The sequence below is a fragment of the Chitinophaga oryzae genome (assembly GCF_012516375.2).
Taxonomy (GTDB): domain Bacteria; phylum Bacteroidota; class Bacteroidia; order Chitinophagales; family Chitinophagaceae; genus Chitinophaga; species Chitinophaga oryzae.
The window spans coordinates 1,816,790-1,837,546 of sequence record NZ_CP051204.2 but is presented as its reverse complement, the minus strand read 5'-3'; the positions used below and the strand labels follow the sequence as shown (position 1 = coordinate 1,837,546).

The following is a 20,757-nucleotide window of genomic DNA, read 5'->3' as shown; positions in this document are numbered from 1 at the left end:
TTTGATGTACGATTTCGGCGTTGGGAGGTTATTGTTCAAAAATCCCAAAATCAAAAAATCCCTGAATGTTATATGTTTATGCCGAATTTATCGGCCCATTGTTGTGCTTTTTCGTAGCCGGCGTCAGCGTGGCGGAAAATGCCCATGGCCGGATCGTTGAACAGCACGCGGCTCAGGCAGGCCGCTGCGCGGTCTGTACCGTCGGCCAGTACCACCATGCCGGCGTGCTGGGAGTAGCCCATGCCTACGCCGCCGCCGTGGTGGAAGGATACCCAGGTAGCGCCACCGCCGGTGTTGGACATGAGGTTGAGCAGCGTCCAGTCGCTGACAGCATCGGAGCCGTCTTTCATCGCTTCTGTTTCACGGTTGGGGGAAGCTACGGAGCCGCAGTCGAGATGATCGCGGCCGATCACGATGGGTGCTTTCACTTTACCGGTGCGTACCAGCTCGTTGAAGATCAGTCCTGCCTTTTCTCTTTCGCCGAGGCCGAGCCAGCAGATACGGGCGGGCAGTCCCTGGAACGCCACTTTTTCCTGTGCCTGTTTGAGCCAGTTGATCAGGTGGGTGTTTTCAGGGAAAGCTTCCATGAGGGCGCGGTCGGTGGTGTAGATATCTTCCGGGTCGCCGGAGAGGGCTACCCAGCGGAAGGGGCCTTTACCTTCGCAGAAAAGTGGGCGGATATAAGCAGGCGTGAAACCGGGGAAGTTGAAGGCGTTGGGTTCTCCTCCTTCTCTGGCGAATTCGCGGAGGTTATTGCCGTAGTCGAAGGTGACAGCGCCTTTCTGTTGCATTTCCAGCATGAAGCCAACGTGGCGGGCCATACTTTTGAGCGACAGTTCGCGGTAGCGGGCGGGATCTTTCTTACGCAGTTCCAGCGCGGCTTCCAGCGTCATGCCGTTGGGAACGTAGCCGTTGATCGGGTCGTGTGCGGAAGTCTGGTCGGTGAGCATATCGGGGATGATATTGTCTTTAAGCAGACGTTCCAGCATATCGCCGGCATCGCTGACCAGGCCGATGGACAGTGGTTGTCCTTTCACCATGGCTTCTTTGGCCCAGGCTACGGCTTCGTCATAGGAGTTGGTCATGCGGTCGAGGTAGCGGGTATCGATACGTTTTTGGATACGGGTAGGATCGATGTCGGCAGCGAGCATCACGCCGCCGGCCATGGTGGCGGCCAGTGGCTGGGCGCCGCCCATACCGCCGATACCGGCGGTGACGATCAGTTTACCCGACAGGTTGCCGTTGAAGTGCTGGCGGCCGCATTCCATAAAGGTTTCGTAGGTGCCTTGCAGGATGCCTTGAGTGCCGATGTATATCCAACTGCCGGCGGTCATCTGGCCGTACATCATGAGGCCTTTGGCGCGCAGTTCGTTGAAATGCTCCCAGGTGGCCCATTTAGGCACGAGGTTACTGTTGGCCAGCATCACGCGGGGTGCTTGCGGGTGGGTACGCACGATGCCTACGGGTTTGCCTGACTGCACCAGCAGGGAGTGGTCTTCATCCAGTTCCAGTAAGGTTTTAATAATTTTCTCCAGGGCTTCGCGGTTTCGGGCAGCCTGGCCAATACCGCCGTAAACCACCAGTTCATCGGGGTTTTCGGCTACTTCAGCGTCGAGGTTGTTGAGCAGCATGCGCAGCGGGGCTTCCGTCTGCCAGGATTTAGCATGCAGCTGTGCGCCACGGGGCGCTTTGTAGTGCGGGTGAGCCGCGTATTGTTTAATAAAGTCCAAACTGGTCATGGTAGATGCCATTTAAAGGTAATTGATGTTGTGCGGCGGCTTCGTTGGCTACGCGCACAAGAGAGTGGTCCGTGATGATTTGGTGTAATGCTTCGATATCGTAAGCGAAGATGCGGTCTTTGTCAGCGAAAGACACTTTTTCGCGGGCGTAGCGGTGTACGGCTTCCAGGATGGGGCCGGATTTGAGCGGCCGGCGGAAATCCACTGCCTGAGCGGCGTAGAGCAGTTCGATGGCGAGGATGTATTCCAGGTTGCCGATTACCTGGTTAAGTTTGCGGCCGCTGATGGAGCCCATGGACACGTGGTCTTCCTGTCCGAGGGAAGTGGGTACGCTGTCGGCGCTGGCGGGGAAACAGAGGGTTTTGTTTTCCGTTACCAGTGCGGCGGTGGTGTACTGTGGTATCATAAATCCGGAGTTGAGGCCGGCGTCAGCGATGAGGAGTTTAGGCAGGCCGTATCTTCCTTCGATCATCATGTAACTGCGCCTGTCGGAGATGTTGCCCAGTTCAGCTGCCGCAACGGTGGCGTAGTCCAGGGGCAGCGCCATTGGCTGGCCGTGGAAGTTGCCGCCGCTGATGGTGTCTGTATCGCTGAAGATGATCGGGTTGTCTGTCACCGCGTTGAGTTCAATGGTAGTGAGTTCGAGCAGGTGCAGCCATGCGGTGCGGGAGGCGCCGTGTACCTGTGGCATACAGCGGAGGGAGTACGGGTCCTGTACGCGGCCGCAGTCCACATGCGAAGCCATGATTTCGGAGTTGTCCAGCATGGTTTTGAGGCGGTGGGCCACCAGCTGGTTGCCGGGGAACGGGCGGATGGCGTGCAGGCGCGGGTCGAATGGTTTATGGGTGCCCATGAGTCCTTCGAGCGAGAGGGCGCCGATGATGTCTGCCGCTTCCAGCGCGTTGTACAGGCGTTGCACTGCTTTTACGGCGAAAGAGAGGATAAACTGGGTGCCGTTGATCAGCGCCAGCCCTTCTTTGGGGCCGAGCACCACGGGTTGTATGCCTTCCTGTTGCAGCACGGCTTCCATGGAGGTCGCCTGCCCTTTGTACCACACTTTTCCGAGGCCTATCAGGGGCAGGAAGAGGTGCGACAGCGGGGCGAGGTCGCCGGAGGCGCCCACGGAGCCTTTTTCAGGCACCAGCGGGGTGACATGGTGCTCTATATGCCAGATGATCCGCTCCAGGGTGGAGAGGGCGGCGCCGGAGTAACCCTGTGCCAGCGCGTGTACTTTGGTGATGAGCATGATCCGCGCGATCTCTTCGGGGATAGGGTTGCCTACGCCTACGCTGTGGCTTTGCAGGATATTGTACTGCAGGGCGCGGGTGTCTTCTTCAGAGATTTTGGTATCGCAGAGGGGGCCGAAGCCGGTGTTGATACCATATACCGTGGTATGCTGCGATACGATCTGTTGTACGTACCCGTTGCTGGTATTGACTTTGGTGATGACTTCCGGAGTGAGGACGCCTTTCGTTTTGCCTGCGGCAATGTCGAGCACCACGCCTACCGTCAGCTGGTCGATACCGTATTTGAAAATAACACTCATGGTTGTTGGTTTATGGACAAAAGATTGTCTGGTGTATGATTAGTCGTTTTGCTGAATGGCTTTGATCACTCTGGATGAAAGCGGCTGCTGTTGCACCGCCTGTTCCACCTGCGCGATGGCGGCCAGCAGTTGCTGGCTTTGTTTGTTTTCCGTGACCAGTTCCTCCATGGCAGTGGAAATCGCTTTCCAGATGGGCTGTATCTGATGCAGCATGTCTGTCCCTTTTTTGGTGAAGGCTACCAGTTGCCGGCGGCCGTCGTCTTTGCAGGGCGTGGTTTTGAGCAAGCCTTTTTTACGCAGGTTGGTCACCATCTGGCTCACGGCGGAGTGGGATATTTCCAGCTGTTCAGCGATGTCTATGATGGGCATCGGCTGCTGGCCGGCCAGGAGGTAGAATACGGGGAACCAGCTGGCGTCGAATGGGATGCCTGCCTGTTCATATACCTTGTTGACTTCCGCGAGGAAGTATTCGCTGAGCCGGCGCAGGCGGCTGCCGAAGACAAGGTACCCGAGTGAAGGATAAAAACTCATTGCGATTTATGGATTTTCTGATTTACGGATTTTTTGATTTCGGATTTCCTGGTCCGGAAACCGTGGTATTCCGGTAATCAAAATTATATAAGCGCTTATATATTTATCTTTTAAAAAGATGATAAACAGACGGAAGGTGCCAATGGAGGGCATCCGCGGTTATCATCGATCACTGATATCTGACAATGTATCTTTTATTTATTGCAACCACCTACAAGGCTAATGTCGTCCGACATCTTTTATAAAAAGGCACTTCCCGGCCGAGCGTCAGGCACATCTTCCTAACGCTTTATAAAGCCGTCGGGCCCCAAGGGGGTACAAGGCAAACCACATCTCTCCTAAAAATCACACTGCCAAAGCATAAATTGTATAAGTACTTATACAATATTAAGAAAAAATAACCAGGCACCAAGGGAGGTCAGGATTTTTTTCCTGTATCAGCCACGGGCCGGGCCATGTGCCGGTACCGGGGCTGATACAGGAAAAGTTACCGGGCGGAAAGCCGTATGGCCACCGTCCGTCCTTATTTGGCCTTGGCCTGGTTTTCCTTGTTGCGTTTCATATCGAACCAAACGGGGGAATCATCTTCCACGTCGCCGTTATAGTTAATAAACAGCTCTTCTCCCTTTTTGATATCGCGACGGGTGATGATGCTCATGGTTTCAGCCTCAAAATCCATTTCGTATATGCAATTGGGGTTATACTCGTGGTTATAGATGGAGCAGAACCCCAGAGCAATGCAGGAGCGGGTTTCGCGGACGCCCCAGAGGAAAATGTAGTTATGGAGCTTTGTTTTGTCAACAATCTCCGTATCGTCATAAGAGAGGACCAGCACGGGTGACGTTTCGATCCGGGTACCGGCGGGTATCCTTTCTTTGGTATATACGCCGCGGCCTCTTCCCTTAGACTTATCAATGTACAAGTATGGCTTTATCATAGCACTTATCGAATAAAAGAAAGGCGTAAAGTAAAGTTAAAGGAAGAAGTTATCAAAATCATCTTGAAAAATTTTAGGTTTGCGGCCCGATTTTATTTAGTTATTCCGTTATTTGGTTATTGGAAGGGGGTTCTTTGAATATCAAAATACCCAAATATCAAAATATCAAAATAGTAAAATGATCAATTACAACCCAAAGGACTGGTTTACCTTCATTTTCCGTATTCACAAAGCGGACACGGTGCGGAAGCTCTTTCCCATGTTTATTGCCCTGTCTATTTATTCCGCCATTGTAGCCTGGCTGGAGCTGTCGTTCTGGAAGCTGTCGGCCAACAGCGAGGTCAAAAACATATCCCTGATGCACGGGCTGCTGGGGTTTGTGATTTCTCTGTTGCTGGTATTCCGCACCAACACTGCCTATGACCGCTGGTGGGAAGGCCGTCGTCAGTGGGGCACGCTGGTGAACAGCTGCCGTAACCTGGCCATCAAGCTGCAGGCCATGCTGCCGGCAGACAATACAGAAGCCCGGGCGTTCTTCCGGGTCATGATCCCCAACTATGCTTTCGGCCTGAAGAACCATCTGCGGAAGCTCTACAAGGCAGAAGAGATGGAGGCGTTGCCGGAAGGCCAGGCCCCGCTGGACCTGACGAAACACGTGCCCAACCAGCTGGCCACCCGTATCCTGCAGAAAATCGCGGACCTGCAGCGTGAAGGGCAGCTGACCGGCGATCAGCTGATCGTGCTCAACAATGAGCTGCAGTCGTTCACCGAAGTATGCGGCGCCTGCGAACGTATCCAGAGTACGCCTATCCCCTTCAGTTACAGCGTATTCATCAAAAAATTCATCTTCTTCTATATCATGACCATGCCCTTCGGGTATGTCTTCAGCCTGGGATACCTCATTATCCCCATGGTGGTATTCCTCTTTTTTGTACTGGCCAGCCTTGAACTGATCGCGGAAGAAATAGAGGACCCGTTTGGGTTTGATGCCAACGACCTGCCTACCGACACTATTTCCAATAATATCCGGAAACACGTCGGAGAATTATTATAGCGTTAATCCCGGAGGCGTTTTATTTTAACTTATTTTCGCGCATAGAGTCAAATTAGTACATGGAAAATGAAGCATTACTGGAAAAATTCAGCACACTGAAGAAAGAAAAAAACTATCGCGAGCTCTCGGTGTACCTGGATGACCAGTTAATTACGGATATAGCGGACCTGATCCATGATAATCCCGAAGATGCGGGCATCATCATCCATCAACTGTCGATCACCCGGGCGGCAGCGGCTTTCCGTATCCTGGACTTCCCCCTGCAGGAAGATGTGATCCGGGCATTACCCCCGGCCAAGATAGCCGAGCTGATGAACGAGCTGCCGGCGGATGACCGTACCGCTTTCCTGGAAGAACTGCCCAGCGAAGCGGTAAAAGAACTGATCAAACTGCTGGACCCTGAAGAACGACGCATCACCCTCTCCCTGCTGGGTTACCCGGAGAACAGCGTAGGGCGTATCATGACGCCCGATTATATCGCCGTAAGGGAAGAGTGGACCGTAAAACAGGTACTGGACTATATCCGCGAGCATGGCAAAGACAGCGAGACCATTGACGTTATCTATGTGATCGATGAGCGGGGCCACCTGCTCGACGACTTCCGTATACGCGAGTTCCTGCTGGTAGCGCCCGACACGGTGGTGCATACCCTGATGGACGACCGCTTCGTATCCCTTCATGCCAACGACGACCAGGAAGAAGCCGTACAGGTGTTCCGGATGGAAAACCGGGTGGCATTGCCCGTTGTGGACGACAACGGCGTACTGCTCGGCATTGTGACCATCGACGATATCCTGTGGATCGCCAACGAAGAGCACACTGAAAACATCCAGAAGATCGGTGGTACCGAAGCCCTGGACGAGCCCTACCTCGACATGCCCCTGCTGAAGCTGGTAAAAAAACGTGTAGGCTGGCTCGTGGTACTGTTCATTGGTGAGATGCTGACCGCCACCGCCATGGGATTTTTTGAAGACGAAATAGCCAAAGCCGTCGTGCTGGCGCTTTTTGTACCGCTGATCATCTCCAGCGGGGGCAACAGCGGCTCTCAGGCTTCCACCCTTATCATACAGGCCATGGCACTGGGCGAAATCAGTATCAACGACTGGTGGCGCGTAATGCGGCGTGAGATCGTTTCCGGCCTGCTGCTGGGCAGCGTGCTGGGATGCATCGGCTTCATCCGCATCCTGCTGTGGAACAGCCTTTTTCATACCTACGGCGAACATACAGTGCTGATCGGGGCTACCGTCGGCATATCCCTCGTTGGCGTGGTGTTATGGGGCACCCTCTCCGGCTCCATGCTGCCCATTATCCTGAAAAAAGCCGGCGCCGACCCCGCCACTTCCTCCGCCCCGTTTGTGGCCACGCTGGTGGATGTGACCGGACTGCTGATTTATTTTTCCGTGGCGTATACGTTTATGAGAGGCATCTTGTTATAAATCACGCGGAGTTCACGCGGAGTTCTCGCAAAGCACGCAAAGGAGCAAAGAGCGCAAAGATTTTTTTAAGTTTAAATAAGAAAGCAAAGGAGCGGAGATCAAATCGAATTGATCTCCGCTCCTTTGCTTTCTCTGCTCGCTTATTTTATTCTTTGCGCTCTTTGCTCCTTTGCGTGCTTTGCGAGAACTCCGCGAGAACTCCGCGTGAGCTAGTAGCAGTCCTCCGTAAGGCTTGTTCCGGCAGATGTTTTATGAACAATGAACAGCCAGTTGTATTCGTCCTCTCCCAGCATGTTCATATGCGGTTTGGCGCGCAGGCCGCGCAGCGCGGGCACCAGCGTATTACTATGGCCAATCACCAAAATCCGTTTGCCCCAGTCGCCATGCCTTGTGATCTCATAAATCAGCGATTCCCCGGTGGTATCCGCCTTATAGAAGCAGGTATCCAGCTTTTGTTTGATCCGGAGGCTGTCGGCCGTCTGGACGCTGCGGAGGTAAGGCGTCAGGTAAATCTTGTCGAGATGGGCGTTTTTCAGCCGTTCATATAAAAGGCCGGCGCGTTGGAAGCCTTCCGGGGTGAGGGTGGTATCGGCGCCGCCGGGATAACGCTCCGCATGCCGGACGAGATAGAACGTGCCCGTGAGGAAAGTAGTGTCTTCCGATACCGGCACCGGTTGCCTTACAGGCGCCTTGGGTTTGCAGGCAGCCAGCAAGAGGAGGCAAAATATGACAGGCAGTAAACGCATAAGCTGCATGGTGAAAGACAGCCAACCGGCGTCCATCCAAAATTTGTAGCAATTTATGATTAAACTGTTACATTTATCGCCCAACAAAATACTGAACCGCTATGACAAAATGGGTATTGCCCGCCATTATTTTTTTATCAGCCAACAGTCTCTATGCCCAGCAACCAGGGCCGCTTACGGTAGAAAAAATCATGCGCGATCCTAAATGGATAGGCACTTCTCCAGATAATCTTTTCTGGGGGACCGACAACCAGACCGTCTATTTCAGCTGGAACCCTGACCAGCAAATGGCCGATTCTCTCTATGCCGCCGGCATCAAAAATCATACGCCGGTAAAGACCAACGCCGCCGACCGCGGCCTGATCTCAGCCAGGTCCCGTGGCTGGTACAATACCGACAGGACGCTGCTCACCTACAGTTACCAGGGCGATGTATACCTGATGGAGATAAAATCAGGCAAAACGGTCCGCGTTACACAGACCGCCGCCGCGGAAGTTAACCCGGAGTTCAGCTTTGGCGGCCGGCAGATCGTATATTCACAAAACCGCGACCTCTTTGCCTGGGACAGGGCCACCGGCGTTACCACCCAGCTCACCAGCTTCACTGCCGGTAACAAGCCTGCCGCAGAAAAAGACGAACTGCAGAAAGGCAACGACCAGGAGAAATACCTGAAAGCACAGCAGCTGGAACTGCTGGCCGTTGTGCGGGACCAGAAGGCCCAAAGAGACGCCCTTACTGCATTTAACAAACAATACGAAGCGAAGCCATTGCGTAAACTATACCTGAGCGACAAGAAGCTGAGTGCCGTACAGATCAGTCCCGATGGCCGTTATATCACCTATAAACTTTATAAGGAAGGTGACGGTAAAAATACCATTGTGCCTGAATTTGTAACCGCGACCGGCTTTACTACGGATATCCATTCCCGTGAGAAAGTAGGCGCACCGCAGGGCACACAGGAATCTTTCATTTACGACCGGGAGCGGGACACTGTGCTGCCGATAGTGCTGAAAGACCTGCCCGGTATCAAAGACCTCCCCGACTACAGTAAAGACTATCCCGGAAGAGACAGCGCCCGGGTGCGGCCTGTGGCCGTCAGCGGCATCATCTGGTCCGACAAAGGGACCCATGCCATTGCCGACATACGTTCCGATGATAACAAGGACCGCTGGATCGTGTTGCTGGACCTCAGTACCGGTAAGGTTAAATCCCTGAACCGGCAGCGTGACGAAGCCTGGATAGGCGGCCCCGGTATCAGCGGATGGCAGATCAGTTCCGGCCTGGGATGGATCGATGAAAATACCTGCTGGTACCAGTCAGAAGCCACCGGGTATTCCCATCTGTATACCACGCAGGTGGTGACCGGCCAGACCCAACAGCTCACCCAGGGCAACTACGAAGTACAGGAAGCTACGCTTTCCAACGATAAAAAACATTTTTACATCGTTACCAATGAAGTACATCCCGGTGAAAAACAACTTTATCGTATATCCGTTACCGGTGGCAAGGCTGAGCGCATCACTACCATGGAAGGAGCACATGAAGTAAGCATCTCGCCGGACCAGCAGTGGATCGCTTACCGTTATTCCTATTCCACCAAACCGTGGGAACTGTACCTGCAGCCCAACAAGCCGGGCGGCAAAGCGGTGCAGATCACCCATATGGCGCAATCGGCCGAATTCAAAGCTTATCCCTGGCGGGATCCGCAGGTGATCACTTTCACTGCGCGCGACAACCAGCCGGTATATGCACGGTTATACACGCCGGACCCGGCGAAGCGGAACGGCGCTGCCGTGATCTTCGTACATGGCGCCGGTTACCTGCAGAATGCCCACAAATGGTGGAGCAGCTATTTCCGGGAATACATGTTCCACAACCTGCTCACCGACAAAGGCTACACCGTACTGGACGTGGACTACCGCGGCAGCGCCGGCTACGGCCGCAACTGGCGCACCGGTATTTACCGCTACATGGGAGGCAAAGACCTGGACGATGAAGTGGATGCCGCCAAATACTTGGCAGAGAAATTGCAGGTTGACGCCGGCCGCATTGGAATTTACGGTGGCAGCTACGGCGGTTTTATGACGCTGATGGCGATGTTTACCAAACCAGGCGTGTTTGCAGCCGGTGCCGCTTTACGCTCCGTTACCGACTGGGCGCACTATAATCACGGATACACCAGCAATATCCTGAATGAACCGTTTACCGACAGTATTGCCTACCGCCGCTCTTCGCCCATTTATTTTGCGGAAGGGCTGAAAGGCAAACTGCTGATGTGCCATGGCATGGTTGATACCAACGTACACTTCCAGGATATTGTACGGCTGTCGCAACGACTGATAGAACTGGGAAAAGATAACTGGGAACTGGCAGTATACCCTGTGGAAGACCACGGGTTTACAACACCCAGCAGTTGGACGGATGAATACAAAAGAATCTTACATTTGTTCGATAATACATTGTTGAAATAATTACGAATTACGAATTACGAATTGAGGGCTGATTCGGGGATAAGCGTACTAACTTATTCAGATTTTAAATTTTAATGCTTAATTACGAATTAAAAATTCGTAATTCGTAATTGATCAAGAGGGAATATAGTGAACGATGGTCCGATATTAACATTCGGTTAATCGTGCACGATATTCCCTTTTTCATTTTAATTTTCATGTTGCGAAGAATGCACGTTATGTGAAAACGCACGCGTAAAACCATATCTTATATTATATTTTATTAACATCAAGTGATGTTATTTTAACAATTAATGCGATATTGCAATGAACACCCTCACCAAAAAACACGCTTAAACACATGTGTGGAATTGTAGCTTACATCGGGCACAGAGAAGCATACCCGGTAGTATTGAAAGGCCTTAAAAGACTGGAATACCGCGGTTACGACAGCGCTGGCGTAGCCATTATCAACGACGGACTGCGGGTTTACAAAAAGAAAGACAAAGTAGCGGCACTGGAAGAATATGCCTCCAGTTACGACATGCGCAGCCCCATCGCCATCGGGCATACCCGGTGGGCGACGCATGGCGAACCGTGTGACCGCAACGCGCATCCCCACGTTTCCAGTGACGGAAAACTGTCGATGGTACATAACGGCATCATCGAAAACTATGTACAGCTGAAACAGGAACTGGTCAACCAGGGACATGTTTTTCAAAGCGATACCGACACCGAAGTGCTGCTGCACTTTATTGAAGAGATCAAAAAACAAAACCAGTGCCCGCTGGAAGAAGCCCTGCGCATCGCCCTTAAAAGGGTCGTGGGCGCTTATGTGATCGTACTGATCGACGAAGACAACCCGGACACGCTGATTGCGGCGCGTAAAGGCAGCCCCCTCGTGATCGGCGTTGGCAAAGGAGAACATTTCCTCGCTTCCGACGCCTCTCCCATCGTGGAATACACTAAAGAAGTAGTCTATGTCAACGATTACGAAATTGCCATTATCAAAGCGGATGAACTGATCCTGAAAAATATTTCCAACGAAAGACAGACGCCGTACATACAGAAGCTGGACATCGAGCTGGCAGCCATCGAAAAAGGCGGCTACGCCCACTTCATGCTGAAAGAAATTTTTGAGCAGCCGCAAACGATCTTCGACAGCCTGCGCGGCCGTCTCGATGCTAAAAAAGGTACCCTCACCATGGGCGGTATCCGCGAATACGCCGAAACGCTCAGCAACGCCAAACGTATCATCATTGTTGCCTGCGGCACCTCCTGGCATGCGGGCCTCGTAGCGGAATATATGATCGAGGAGCTATGCCGTATCCCCGTGGAAGTGGAATACGCCTCCGAGTTCCGTTACCGTAATCCGGTGGTAGGCCCCGGTGATGTGATCATCGCCATCTCCCAGTCCGGCGAAACAGCCGACACGCTGGTGGCGATTGAAGCCGCCAAAGAAAAAGGCGCCATCATCCTTGGCGTATGTAACGTAGTAGGTTCGTCCATCGCCCGCCTCTCTCACGCCGGCGCCTATACGCACGCAGGCCCTGAAATCGGCGTAGCCAGCACCAAAGCCTTCACCGCGCAGCTGGCCGTGCTGTGCCTCGTAGGCCTGAAAATAGCCGCAGAGAAAGGCTCCGTTACCGCCCAGCGTTTCCAGCACCTGCTCGATGAACTTGACCAGGTACCTGAAAAAGTGGCGACAGCCCTTAAGCTGGACGACCAGGTACAGAAGATCGCCGCCAAATACAAAGACGCACGCGACTTCCTCTACCTGGGCCGCGGTTATAACTTCCCGGTGGCGCTGGAGGGAGCGCTCAAACTCAAAGAAATTTCCTACATCCACGCAGAAGGTTATCCCGCAGCGGAAATGAAACACGGTCCCATTGCACTGGTAGACGAAAACCTGCCTGTGGTGATCGTGGCCACCAAAGACAGCTACTACGAAAAAGTAGTATCCAACATACAAGAGATCAAAGCCCGCAAAGGTAAAGTGATAGCGGTTGTGACGGAAGGAGACCAAACCATTCCTCCCATGGCAGATGACGTTATTTTTGTACCTTCAGCAGATGAACTCGTTGCACCTATTATCTCCGTTATCCCCTTGCAACTGCTCGCTTATCACATCGGCGTCATGAAAGGGTTTGACGTAGACAAACCGAGGAACCTGGCGAAGAGTGTGACTGTTGAATAACCTAGATCTTATCCATGAACAACATCAAAAAGAAACCACTATCCGAACTGGGTTACAACTTTATTGAAACCCCGTTACCCAAGGGAAAAGACGAATACTACCTGCGCAATGAGCAATGGAGCCGGCAGGGCGAATACAGAAGACTGCTGGCGCATGAGGTGGAAGCCCTCGTGCGCAACGACAACAGTTCCGACGACTGGAACAATATTTTTGTGTCCAACGAATTCAACCCGCAGCTGGTGCAGCACTGCCACTTCTTTGGCATGGTGCGCATCGGTAAACTGGAACCGTATTATCTCGAGTTCCACAACCTGCGGCTGCCGGTAGGACTGTACAACAGCACCATCTGCGCCTGCGACTTCGGCGACAACGTCGTGGTACACAATGTCAACTACCTCTCCCACTATATCCTGGGCAATGAAGTGATCGTCGCCAATGTCAACGAGATGGCCACCACCGACTATGCCAAGTTCGGGAACGGGATTTTGAAAGAAGGCGAGTCAGAAAGCGGCCGTATCCAGCTGGAGCTTTGCAACGAAAACGGCGGCCGCAGCGTCATGCCCTTCGATGGCATGCTGCCCGGCGACGCCTACCTCTGGACACGTTACCGCGATGACCTGCAGCTGCAGCAGCAGTTTAAAGCTTTCACCGAAAAGCAATTCGACAAGCGCCGCGGCTACTACGGCATGGTCGGCGACCGCTGCGTGATCAAAAACTGCAAGATCATCAAAGACGTGACCATCGGCACCGACGCTTACCTTAAAGGCGCCAACAAGCTGAAAAACCTCACGATCAACAGCAGCAGCGACGCCGCCTCACAGATAGGAGAAGGATGTGAACTGGTGAACGGTATCATCGGCTACGGCTGCCGCGTTTTCTACGGCGTAAAAGCCGTTCGTTTTGTGATGGCCTCGCATTCACAGCTGAAATACGGCGCCCGCCTGATCAACTCGTACCTCGGTAACAACGCTACCATCTCCTGCTGCGAGGTGCTCAACTCCCTCATATTCCCGGCACACGAACAGCACCATAACAATTCGTTCCTCTGTGCGGCGCTGGTGATGGGGCAAAGTAATATGGCCGCCGGCGCTACTATCGGCTCCAACCACAACTCCCGCGGCGCTGACGGCGAAATCCTCGCCGGCAGGGGCTTCTGGCCGGGACTATGCGTAAGCCTGAAACACAATTCCAAATTCGCCAGCTTCACGCTCATCTCCAAGGGCAATTATATGTCTGAACTGCATATCAATATCCCTTTCTGCCTCGTGCTGAACGATGAGCATGATAACCGGCTCAAGATCATGCCCGGCTACTGGTTCATGCACAACATGTACGCCATTGCCCGCAACTCCTGGAAATATGTGGACCGCGACAAACGCACCGACAAAACCCAGCTGATAGAATATGATTTCCTGGCCCCGGACTCCGTAGAGGAAATGTTCCAGGGACTGGCTATCATGGAAGCTGCCGTAGGCAAAGCATGGTACGCGCTGCCGGAAAACACGCCAAAAAAGGAGATAACGGAAAAGGATATACGTAAAAAAGGAAAGGAACTCCTGTTGCAGCAGCCGGAAGAAGTGGCCCGCCTGACCGTCCTGGTCAGGGGCATGGAAAACAGCTCCCGCGAAGTGCAGCTGCTGAAGGTGCACAAAGCTTACGCGCTCTTCCGCGAACTGATTGTTTTCTACGGCATGAAAAACATCATTGCCGCCAAAAAGCCGTCATTCCTCGCTTTACAGGCTGCCATCAAAACAGCCAAACGCGGTGAGTGGCACAACATCGGCGGACAACTGATGAAAGCAGAAACCGTCAACCTGCTGAAGCAGAAAATCCGGAAAAATAAAATCGCCAGCTGGCCGCAACTGCACGAACAGTACATCGAAATCGGTAAGGAATACGCCACCGACAAACTACAGCACGCCGTTGCCAGTATGCTGGAAATAAAAGAGGTATCTTTGAAAAACTTTACCCCTGCATTACTCGCAGAATGGCTGGAAGACTCTACCCGCACCATGGAATGGATGGCACACAACATCCGCCATTCAAGGGAGAAAGACTATAAAAATCCTTTCCGCCAACTGGCCTACGAAAATGCCGACGAAATGAACGTAGTGGTAGGCAGCCTGGAAGACAATGCCTTTATCAACGAGACATTGAACGAACTGGGCGAATATAAAAACCGGGTCAGAAAAATTATCAATGAATGGGAACTGTAGAAAAAACCAGATGCGGCTGGAGCCTGAAAGATCAATTGTATAAAGACTATCACGACCATGAATGGGGAACGCCCAGTCACGACGACCGGCATCTCTTTGAAATGCTTTGCCTCGAAGGCGCACAGGCCGGCCTTAGCTGGCACACCGTGCTCACCAAACGGGAAAACTACCGCAAAGCTTTTGACAACTGGGATGCGAAAAAGATCGCTAAATACGATGATAAAAAAATCGCCAGGCTGCTGGAAAACGAAGGCATCATCCGGAACAAGCTGAAGATCAATGCCGCGGTCACCAATGCTAAAGCCTTCCTGGCTGTGCAGAAGGAATTCGGCACCTTCGATAAGTACATCTGGTCATTCGTCAATCACAAACCCATTGTCAACAATTTCAAATCATTACAGGAAGTTCCGGCGAAAACGCCTGTCTCCGACGCTATGAGCAAGGACCTGCTGAAACGCGGGTTCAAATTTGTAGGGTCTACTATCTGTTACGCCTATATGCAGGCTACCGGTATGGTGAACGATCATATAGCCTCCTGCTATAAAAGATCGAAGGGATAATACTTTCAGCGCATACTTCCTGCGAAGCCGCCATTGATATTTTATCGATGGCGGTTTTGTTTCAGGGCTCTATCAATACTTCGGAAAGATCTTTATTGTTGATCAGCGTATAATCGGTAAGGGTATTAAGGAACAGGTACAGCTGCCGCTGCTGTTGGCTGGTGAGCGGCACACCCTTGCGCACCAGCACGTCTGTGGTGATGGTATCTTTTACGCCATGATCGTAGAAACCGAACACCTGGAAGATATCGGAATACCGGCCATCGTGCATATAGGGGGAGCTCCTGATGATGTTGCGCAATGAAGGCACTTTAAATTTGAGGTAATCAGCCGTATTGCCGGTGATCTTCATCCGTCCCACATCGTTGAGCGCAGCCAGGTAGGGCAGGCCGTTGCTGCGATAACTCAGGTCGGTAAACAACGGTTCTTTGTGACAGGCCGCACACTTTTGCTGATATAGCGTATAGCCCACCTGTTCATCCGGCGAGAAAGCCGCTCCCGGCACTTTGCGGATAATGCTGTCGTAGCGGGAGTTACCCGAGATCATGGTGCCCACAAACTGGGTAATGGCTTTGAACATCCGTTCGCTGGTGACTTCTTCCGTACCGAAAGCCGCTTTGAACTGCTGCCGGTACCTGGGATCGGCCTGCATTTTCTGCAGCAGCTCTTTCAGGTCCACGCCCATTTCACGATGGTCCGTGAGCGGTGTCAGCGGTTGTATTTCCAGGTTATTCACCCCACCGTCCCACATGAATTCTTTCTGCCAGATCATATTAAAGATCGTTGGTACCGAGCGGTTGCCCTGCCGGCCGCCTACGCCGTGGCTCAGTGCATGATCGAAATGCCCGAAGGCGGCGAACTGCTGGTGGCAGAAGCCGCAGGAAACGGTGCTGTCTTTGGAGAGGCGATAATCGTAAAATATAAAGCGCCCCAGGGCTATCCCCTGCCTGGTCAGCGGATTACCGGAAAAGTTATATACCGGGTCGGGAAATCCGGGCGGCAGCGACAGCGTTACAGGCTCCGGCCCCGGACCACCGCTTCCGCCCCTGTTTTCCTTTTTACAGGCATGGGCAAGCAGTAGCAGGGTACCGAAGGCAACAGCGATATATAACGCTTTATGGCGCATCCGTGGTGCTAGTTTTTAATGGAGAACATCTGCTGGTAGTTTTTGGCGATGTTGAGCGCCGCTTCTCCCGGCGCCATGATAACGGGCGACTGCGCGAAGCTGGCGGTATTGGGCGCGAACCATTTATCCAGGCCGGCCACCACATTAAAACGCGGTATGGCTGCGGTATAGGCGCCTACATGGAAGGCCAGCGGCAATTCCACCGTTTTCAGCACATTGTAGGGACCTTTGAAACCGCCTACATGCCATTGGAACGCATGTGCGGGGGATGCGACCGCATCGGAGGTGCCTTCCAGCTTCGCCATGATATAGCCGCTGTTCCAGGTCCAGAACATGCCGTTTTCAGGGGCTAAAGCACCGGACTGGACGCCGCTGTTATTACGGGCGCTGTCTACCCCTACCAGGAAGCGGAGCGCCTTGTAGGTGCCGGCAGGCAGGCTGTCGAGCCGCAGGTGTTTGGTGGAATCCACCGCATCGTCTACCAGGAAATAGGCGGAGGCCAGCTGGATGGTTTTCCCGGCATCATCCACAAGCGCGAAATTGCTGAGATAATAACGGAACTGAGAAACCCGGAAGGTTTCACCGGCAGGATTCGTGTAAAGTTTTGTGTTTCTAACGAGCTGGCTGCCATTCATCTCGTGGGAGACATCCAGGTACATCCAGGTATAAAACGCCGGTGGCGTATCGTCTTGTTTATCTTTTTTTGCGCATCCGCAGAGCCATAGGACAGGCAGGCATATCAGGACACAACGGAAGATATAGAAAGTAAAAATCCGCAAGATCATGGTATTCCTTTTTGTATTAAGGAATATACGATGATTTTGCGGATTAAAGGATTAAAAAAGGTCCCTAGCTTCTCTTGTAGCCCCTCCAGCCGTAGTAGAACACCACGATGAAGCAGATCAGCGGGATGCCGTAGGAAATGGCGGTAGAATACATTTCTGTCACCACTCCCATCAGGTAGGGAACAGATGCCCCGCCTACGATAGACATCACAATAAAGGAAGCGCCCTTTTTAGTATGTTTTCCCAGGTCTTTCACTCCCAGGGCGAAGATAGTCGGGAACATGATAGACATAAAGAAAAACACGGCTATCAGCGCGTATACAGAAGCGGCCCCGTTGCCTGTCATCACAAAAGCGCACAAGAGTACGTTGATGAAAGCGTAGATCGCCAGCAGCTGATTCGGAGCGATTTTACGCATCAGGGCGGTACCTACGAAACGGCCGGCGAGAAACAGCACCATGCCGGCAGACAGCAGGTAAGCCGCCTTTTCGTTGGAAGTGCCCTGCCAGTATTCGGTGGCATAGTTGATAAACAGCGCGCCTACGCCTACCTGGGCGGCCACGTAAAAGAACTGGGCGATAACACCGCCAACAAAATGTTTATGGGCAAACAGCGGTCTTTCGTCTTTCATGACCGCTTCACCTTCCGCTTCCGCCTCTTTGATTTCCGGCAGTTTGGTGCGGTAAAAGAAAGCGGCGATGAGCAATACCACCACGCCGATAACGATGTAGGTGAGCTGTACGGATGTCAGGTCGTCTTTTCCACCGCCGAAGAAGAGGGCCCCACCGATGACAGGCCCGAGGAAAGACCCCAATCCGTTAAAACATTGTGACAGGTTCAGCCGCTGTTCAGAGGACTCTTTCGGCCCCAGCACAGTCACGTATGGGTTGGCTGCCGTTTCCAGGCAGGCCAGTCCGCAGGCCAGCACAAAGAGCGACAGCAGGAAGAAGTCGAAATTGAGCGCGCGGGCCGACGGGTAGAAAAGGAAGGCGCCGGCTGCATACAGCAGCAGTCCCATGATAATCCCTTTCTTGTAACCGAACTTGTTCATAAACATACCGGCAGGCAAAGCCATGACGAAGTATGCGCCGAAGTATGCGCCCTGCAGCAGCGTGGAGCGCTTGGGCGTGATGTTGAGCACTTCCTGGAAATGTTTGTTCAGCACGTCCAGCAGGCCGTATGCCAGGCCCCATAAAAAGAACAAACTGGTGACCAGTATAAACGGGAAAAGGTAGTTGCCAGCCTGTTTCCCGCTGGGGGGACTGCTGGTATAGGTGGAATTACTTACTGCGCCTCCGGCCATAACGAAGAGTTTATTGTTTTCAGGTAAAAGAGTAATGTATCAGTTTAGTCGGCAATGCTCAGCTGATGGACCTGTCGAGGTGTGTATAACCTCCGTCAACGAATAATATCTGTCCGGTTGTATGTGAGGAACGGGGAGACAGCAGGAACACGGTCGTGTTGGCGATCTCTTCTGAAGTGGTCATTCTCTGCTCAAAAGGAATTTTGGCGGTGATGGCTGCCAGTTTCTCTTTGGGGTTGGGGAGAGAGTTGATCCAGGTTTCGTACAGTGGTGTCCACACCTCGGCCGGGATGACCGTGTTGACACGTACGGAGTAAGGCAGCAGTTCTACTGCCCATTCGCGGGTCAGCGCGTTGATAGCGCCTTTGGAAGCGGCATAGCCGGAGGTGTTACCCTGGCCGGTGGTCGCTACTTTGGAGCCGATATTCACGATATTGCCTTTGCTGGTTTTCAGGTAGGGCAGCGCAAAATGGGCCAGGTTGTAGTAGTGTGACAGGTTGTTTTGCAGCGATTGCATGAAACGTTCCGGGCTGCCGCTTTCCAGTCCTACGCTGTCATTAGCGCCGGCATTGTTGACCAGGCCATCTATTTTTCCGTATTTTTCAACGGTTTCGGCGATCACTTTGCGGCAGTCTTCCACATTGGACAGCTCGGCCTTGATGCCGTGGGCCTGGCCTCCCGCTCCGATAATCTCGTTGACGGTTTTGCTGTTGTCAGCTTCATTTCTGCCGGCAATGATGACAATGCCTCCTTCCGCTGCTACCAGTTTTGCAATACCTTCTCCAATACCTTTGGCACCGCCGGTAACGATAATCACTTTTCCCTGTAATCCTAAATCCATATGCGTGGTGTTATGCTTTATATTATAGATGATAGAATGAGATGGCATTGCCTCCCATAATGTTGTTTTGTTCTGTTGTTGATAATTTACTGATGTAGCTGGTGACGATGTTTTTCACCTGTGCGTAGTCTGCTGCCAGCAGGCAAACGGGCCAGTCGGACCCAAACATGAGCCGGTTGGGGCCGAAACATTCCAGTACCACATCGAGGAACGGTTCGAAGTGTTCCTGCTGCCAGTACTGCCAGTCCGCTTCCGTCACGAGTCCGCTGAGCTTACAGTACACATTCGGTGACCGGGCGATCCGGCGCATATAAGCGGCCCATTCGTCCAGTTCCCCGGTTTTAAAATCCGGTTTGGCCACATGATCTATCACGAGGCGGTGGTCCGGGAATTTCTGTACAAAGGCGGCCGTGGCGGCTAACTGTTTCGGATACACGAGGATATCGTAGCTGAATCCGAATTCCGCCAGGGCGGCGATGCCGCGGCAAAAGTCGTCTCCGAGCAGGAAGTTCACATCGGGTTCGCCCTGTACAATATGCCGGAACCCTTTGAGTTTGGGATGGGCGGCATAAGCGGCCAGGCGGTCCCGCAGGTGGGGATCGCGCAGGTCTGTCCAGCCTACCACGCCTTTGATGAACGGATGTTTATCCGCCAGGTCCAGCAGGAAAGCGGTTTCATTTTCCGACTGGTCTGCCTGTACCGCCACACAACCGTGTACGCCGTTAGCGGCCAGCACGGGCTCCAGGTGTTCCGGAAAAAAATCCCTGCGGATGACCTGCATGGAGTCGTCTATCCAGGCGTCGCGGACGGGATCATACTGCCAGAAATGCTGATGTGCGTCGATTACCATAATATCATTTTGGGATTTTTTGATTTTCGATTTTTTGATTTTTGGAATAGAAAGCAGGTTTTGTTCCCCGAAATCGAAAATCAAAAAATCGAAAATCAAAAAATTTATAATGAGAAGATCTTATCCATGATGATCCATTTCTCTCCCGGTTTGGCTACCGGCAAAGCCTGCTGGTATTTCCACATCAGCTGCTCCCATTTCTGTACTGTGGGGTTGGCAGCGTCCATGGCGCCTTTGCGGTCAAAAGAGAAACTATCGTCCACTTCCATGATCATAAACAAGCGGTTGCCGGCGCGGTAGATTTCCATGTTTTGGATACCGCTGTCGGTGATGCTTTTTTTGATCTCCGGCCATACGTTGCGGTGATAGTCTTCATATTCGGCTATCAGCTGCGGATCGTCGACCAGGTCCAGTGCCAGGCAATAACGGTTCATATGCAG

Annotated in this window: 17 protein-coding genes; 6 read left to right on the top strand and 11 right to left on the bottom strand. The window is 52.7% G+C overall.

The window, feature by feature from the left end; translation table 11 throughout:
- Positions 1-68: 68 nt before the first annotated feature.
- The 4 genes from hutU to HF324_RS07625 form a co-directional block, all read right to left on the bottom strand.
- A complete protein-coding gene (hutU, locus tag HF324_RS07640; RefSeq protein ID WP_168811055.1) occupies positions 69-1,739 on the bottom strand; it encodes a urocanate hydratase in 1,671 nt (556 codons plus the stop codon).
- Positions 1,717-3,285 carry a histidine ammonia-lyase gene (gene hutH, locus HF324_RS07635; RefSeq protein WP_168811053.1) on the bottom strand — a complete coding sequence of 523 codons (1,569 nt, stop codon included), beginning with the start codon at positions 3,283-3,285 and terminating at the stop codon, positions 1,717-1,719. The genes hutU and hutH overlap by 23 nt, the downstream gene beginning before the upstream one ends.
- Positions 3,286-3,324: 39 nt before the next feature.
- Positions 3,325-3,816, bottom strand: coding sequence for a MarR family winged helix-turn-helix transcriptional regulator (locus tag HF324_RS07630; RefSeq protein WP_168811051.1), 492 nt, complete (start codon positions 3,814-3,816; stop codon positions 3,325-3,327).
- Positions 3,817-4,339: 523 nt separating this feature from the next.
- On the bottom strand, positions 4,340-4,753 hold the full coding sequence (locus HF324_RS07625; protein WP_168811049.1) for an SET domain-containing protein: 414 nt from the start codon (positions 4,751-4,753) through the stop codon (positions 4,340-4,342).
- 178 nt (positions 4,754-4,931) lie between these two features.
- On the opposite strand from HF324_RS07625, the gene HF324_RS07620 reads away from it, so the two are divergent.
- Together HF324_RS07620 and mgtE are read left to right on the top strand one after the other, a co-directional pair.
- Positions 4,932-5,807 (top strand): bestrophin family protein, encoded by an 876-nt coding sequence (locus HF324_RS07620; RefSeq protein WP_168862223.1) that lies wholly within the window; start codon positions 4,932-4,934, stop codon positions 5,805-5,807.
- Positions 5,808-5,866: 59 nt separating this feature from the next.
- Positions 5,867-7,243, top strand: a complete 1,377-nt coding sequence (gene mgtE / locus HF324_RS07615) for a magnesium transporter (protein ID WP_168811045.1) — start codon at positions 5,867-5,869, stop codon at positions 7,241-7,243.
- 209 nt (positions 7,244-7,452) lie between these two features.
- Here the strand turns inward: mgtE and HF324_RS07610 are convergent, their stop codons facing one another.
- Positions 7,453-8,025 (bottom strand): histidine phosphatase family protein, encoded by a 573-nt coding sequence (locus tag HF324_RS07610; RefSeq protein ID WP_168811043.1) that lies wholly within the window; start codon positions 8,023-8,025, stop codon positions 7,453-7,455.
- A 65-nt stretch (positions 8,026-8,090) separates the two neighbouring features.
- On the opposite strand from HF324_RS07610, the gene HF324_RS07605 reads away from it, so the two are divergent.
- The 4 genes from HF324_RS07605 (at position 8,091) to HF324_RS07590 (ending at position 15,412) form a co-directional block, all read left to right on the top strand.
- The gene (locus tag HF324_RS07605) at positions 8,091-10,460 is read left to right on the top strand and encodes a S9 family peptidase (RefSeq protein ID WP_168862222.1); all 2,370 of its coding nucleotides are present in this window, start codon (positions 8,091-8,093) and stop codon (positions 10,458-10,460) included.
- 340 nt (positions 10,461-10,800) lie between these two features.
- Positions 10,801-12,636 carry a glutamine--fructose-6-phosphate transaminase (isomerizing) gene (gene glmS, locus HF324_RS07600; RefSeq protein WP_168811039.1) on the top strand — a complete coding sequence of 612 codons (1,836 nt, stop codon included), beginning with the start codon at positions 10,801-10,803 and terminating at the stop codon, positions 12,634-12,636.
- A 14-nt stretch (positions 12,637-12,650) separates the two neighbouring features.
- Positions 12,651-14,852 (top strand): DUF4954 family protein, encoded by a 2,202-nt coding sequence (locus tag HF324_RS07595; protein WP_168862221.1) that lies wholly within the window; start codon positions 12,651-12,653, stop codon positions 14,850-14,852.
- A complete protein-coding gene (locus HF324_RS07590; protein WP_168811035.1) occupies positions 14,840-15,412 on the top strand; it encodes a DNA-3-methyladenine glycosylase I in 573 nt (190 codons plus the stop codon). The genes HF324_RS07595 and HF324_RS07590 overlap by 13 nt, the downstream gene beginning before the upstream one ends.
- Before the next feature lie 61 nt (positions 15,413-15,473).
- Here HF324_RS07590 and HF324_RS07585 read toward each other — a convergent pair whose 3' ends face one another.
- The 6 genes from HF324_RS07585 to HF324_RS07560 all read right to left on the bottom strand — a co-directional run bounded on the left by HF324_RS07585 (position 15,474) and on the right by HF324_RS07560 (position 20,751).
- A complete protein-coding gene (locus HF324_RS07585) occupies positions 15,474-16,538 on the bottom strand; it encodes a cytochrome-c peroxidase (protein WP_168811033.1) in 1,065 nt (354 codons plus the stop codon).
- An 8-nt stretch (positions 16,539-16,546) separates the two neighbouring features.
- Positions 16,547-17,323, bottom strand: coding sequence for an MbnP family protein (locus HF324_RS07580; protein WP_168811031.1), 777 nt, complete (start codon positions 17,321-17,323; stop codon positions 16,547-16,549).
- 64 nt (positions 17,324-17,387) lie between these two features.
- Positions 17,388-18,626 carry a sugar MFS transporter gene (locus tag HF324_RS07575; protein ID WP_168811029.1) on the bottom strand — a complete coding sequence of 413 codons (1,239 nt, stop codon included), beginning with the start codon at positions 18,624-18,626 and terminating at the stop codon, positions 17,388-17,390.
- 58 nt (positions 18,627-18,684) lie between these two features.
- A complete protein-coding gene (locus tag HF324_RS07570) occupies positions 18,685-19,467 on the bottom strand; it encodes an L-fucose dehydrogenase (RefSeq protein ID WP_168811027.1) in 783 nt (260 codons plus the stop codon).
- A 22-nt stretch (positions 19,468-19,489) separates the two neighbouring features.
- Positions 19,490-20,317: an amidohydrolase family protein gene (locus tag HF324_RS07565; protein WP_168811025.1), complete on the bottom strand. Its 828-nt coding sequence runs from the start codon at positions 20,315-20,317 to the stop codon at positions 19,490-19,492.
- A gap of 104 nt (positions 20,318-20,421) precedes the next feature.
- Positions 20,422-20,751, bottom strand: coding sequence for an L-rhamnose mutarotase (locus tag HF324_RS07560; protein WP_168811023.1), 330 nt, complete (start codon positions 20,749-20,751; stop codon positions 20,422-20,424).
- Positions 20,752-20,757: the final 6 nt, after the last annotated feature.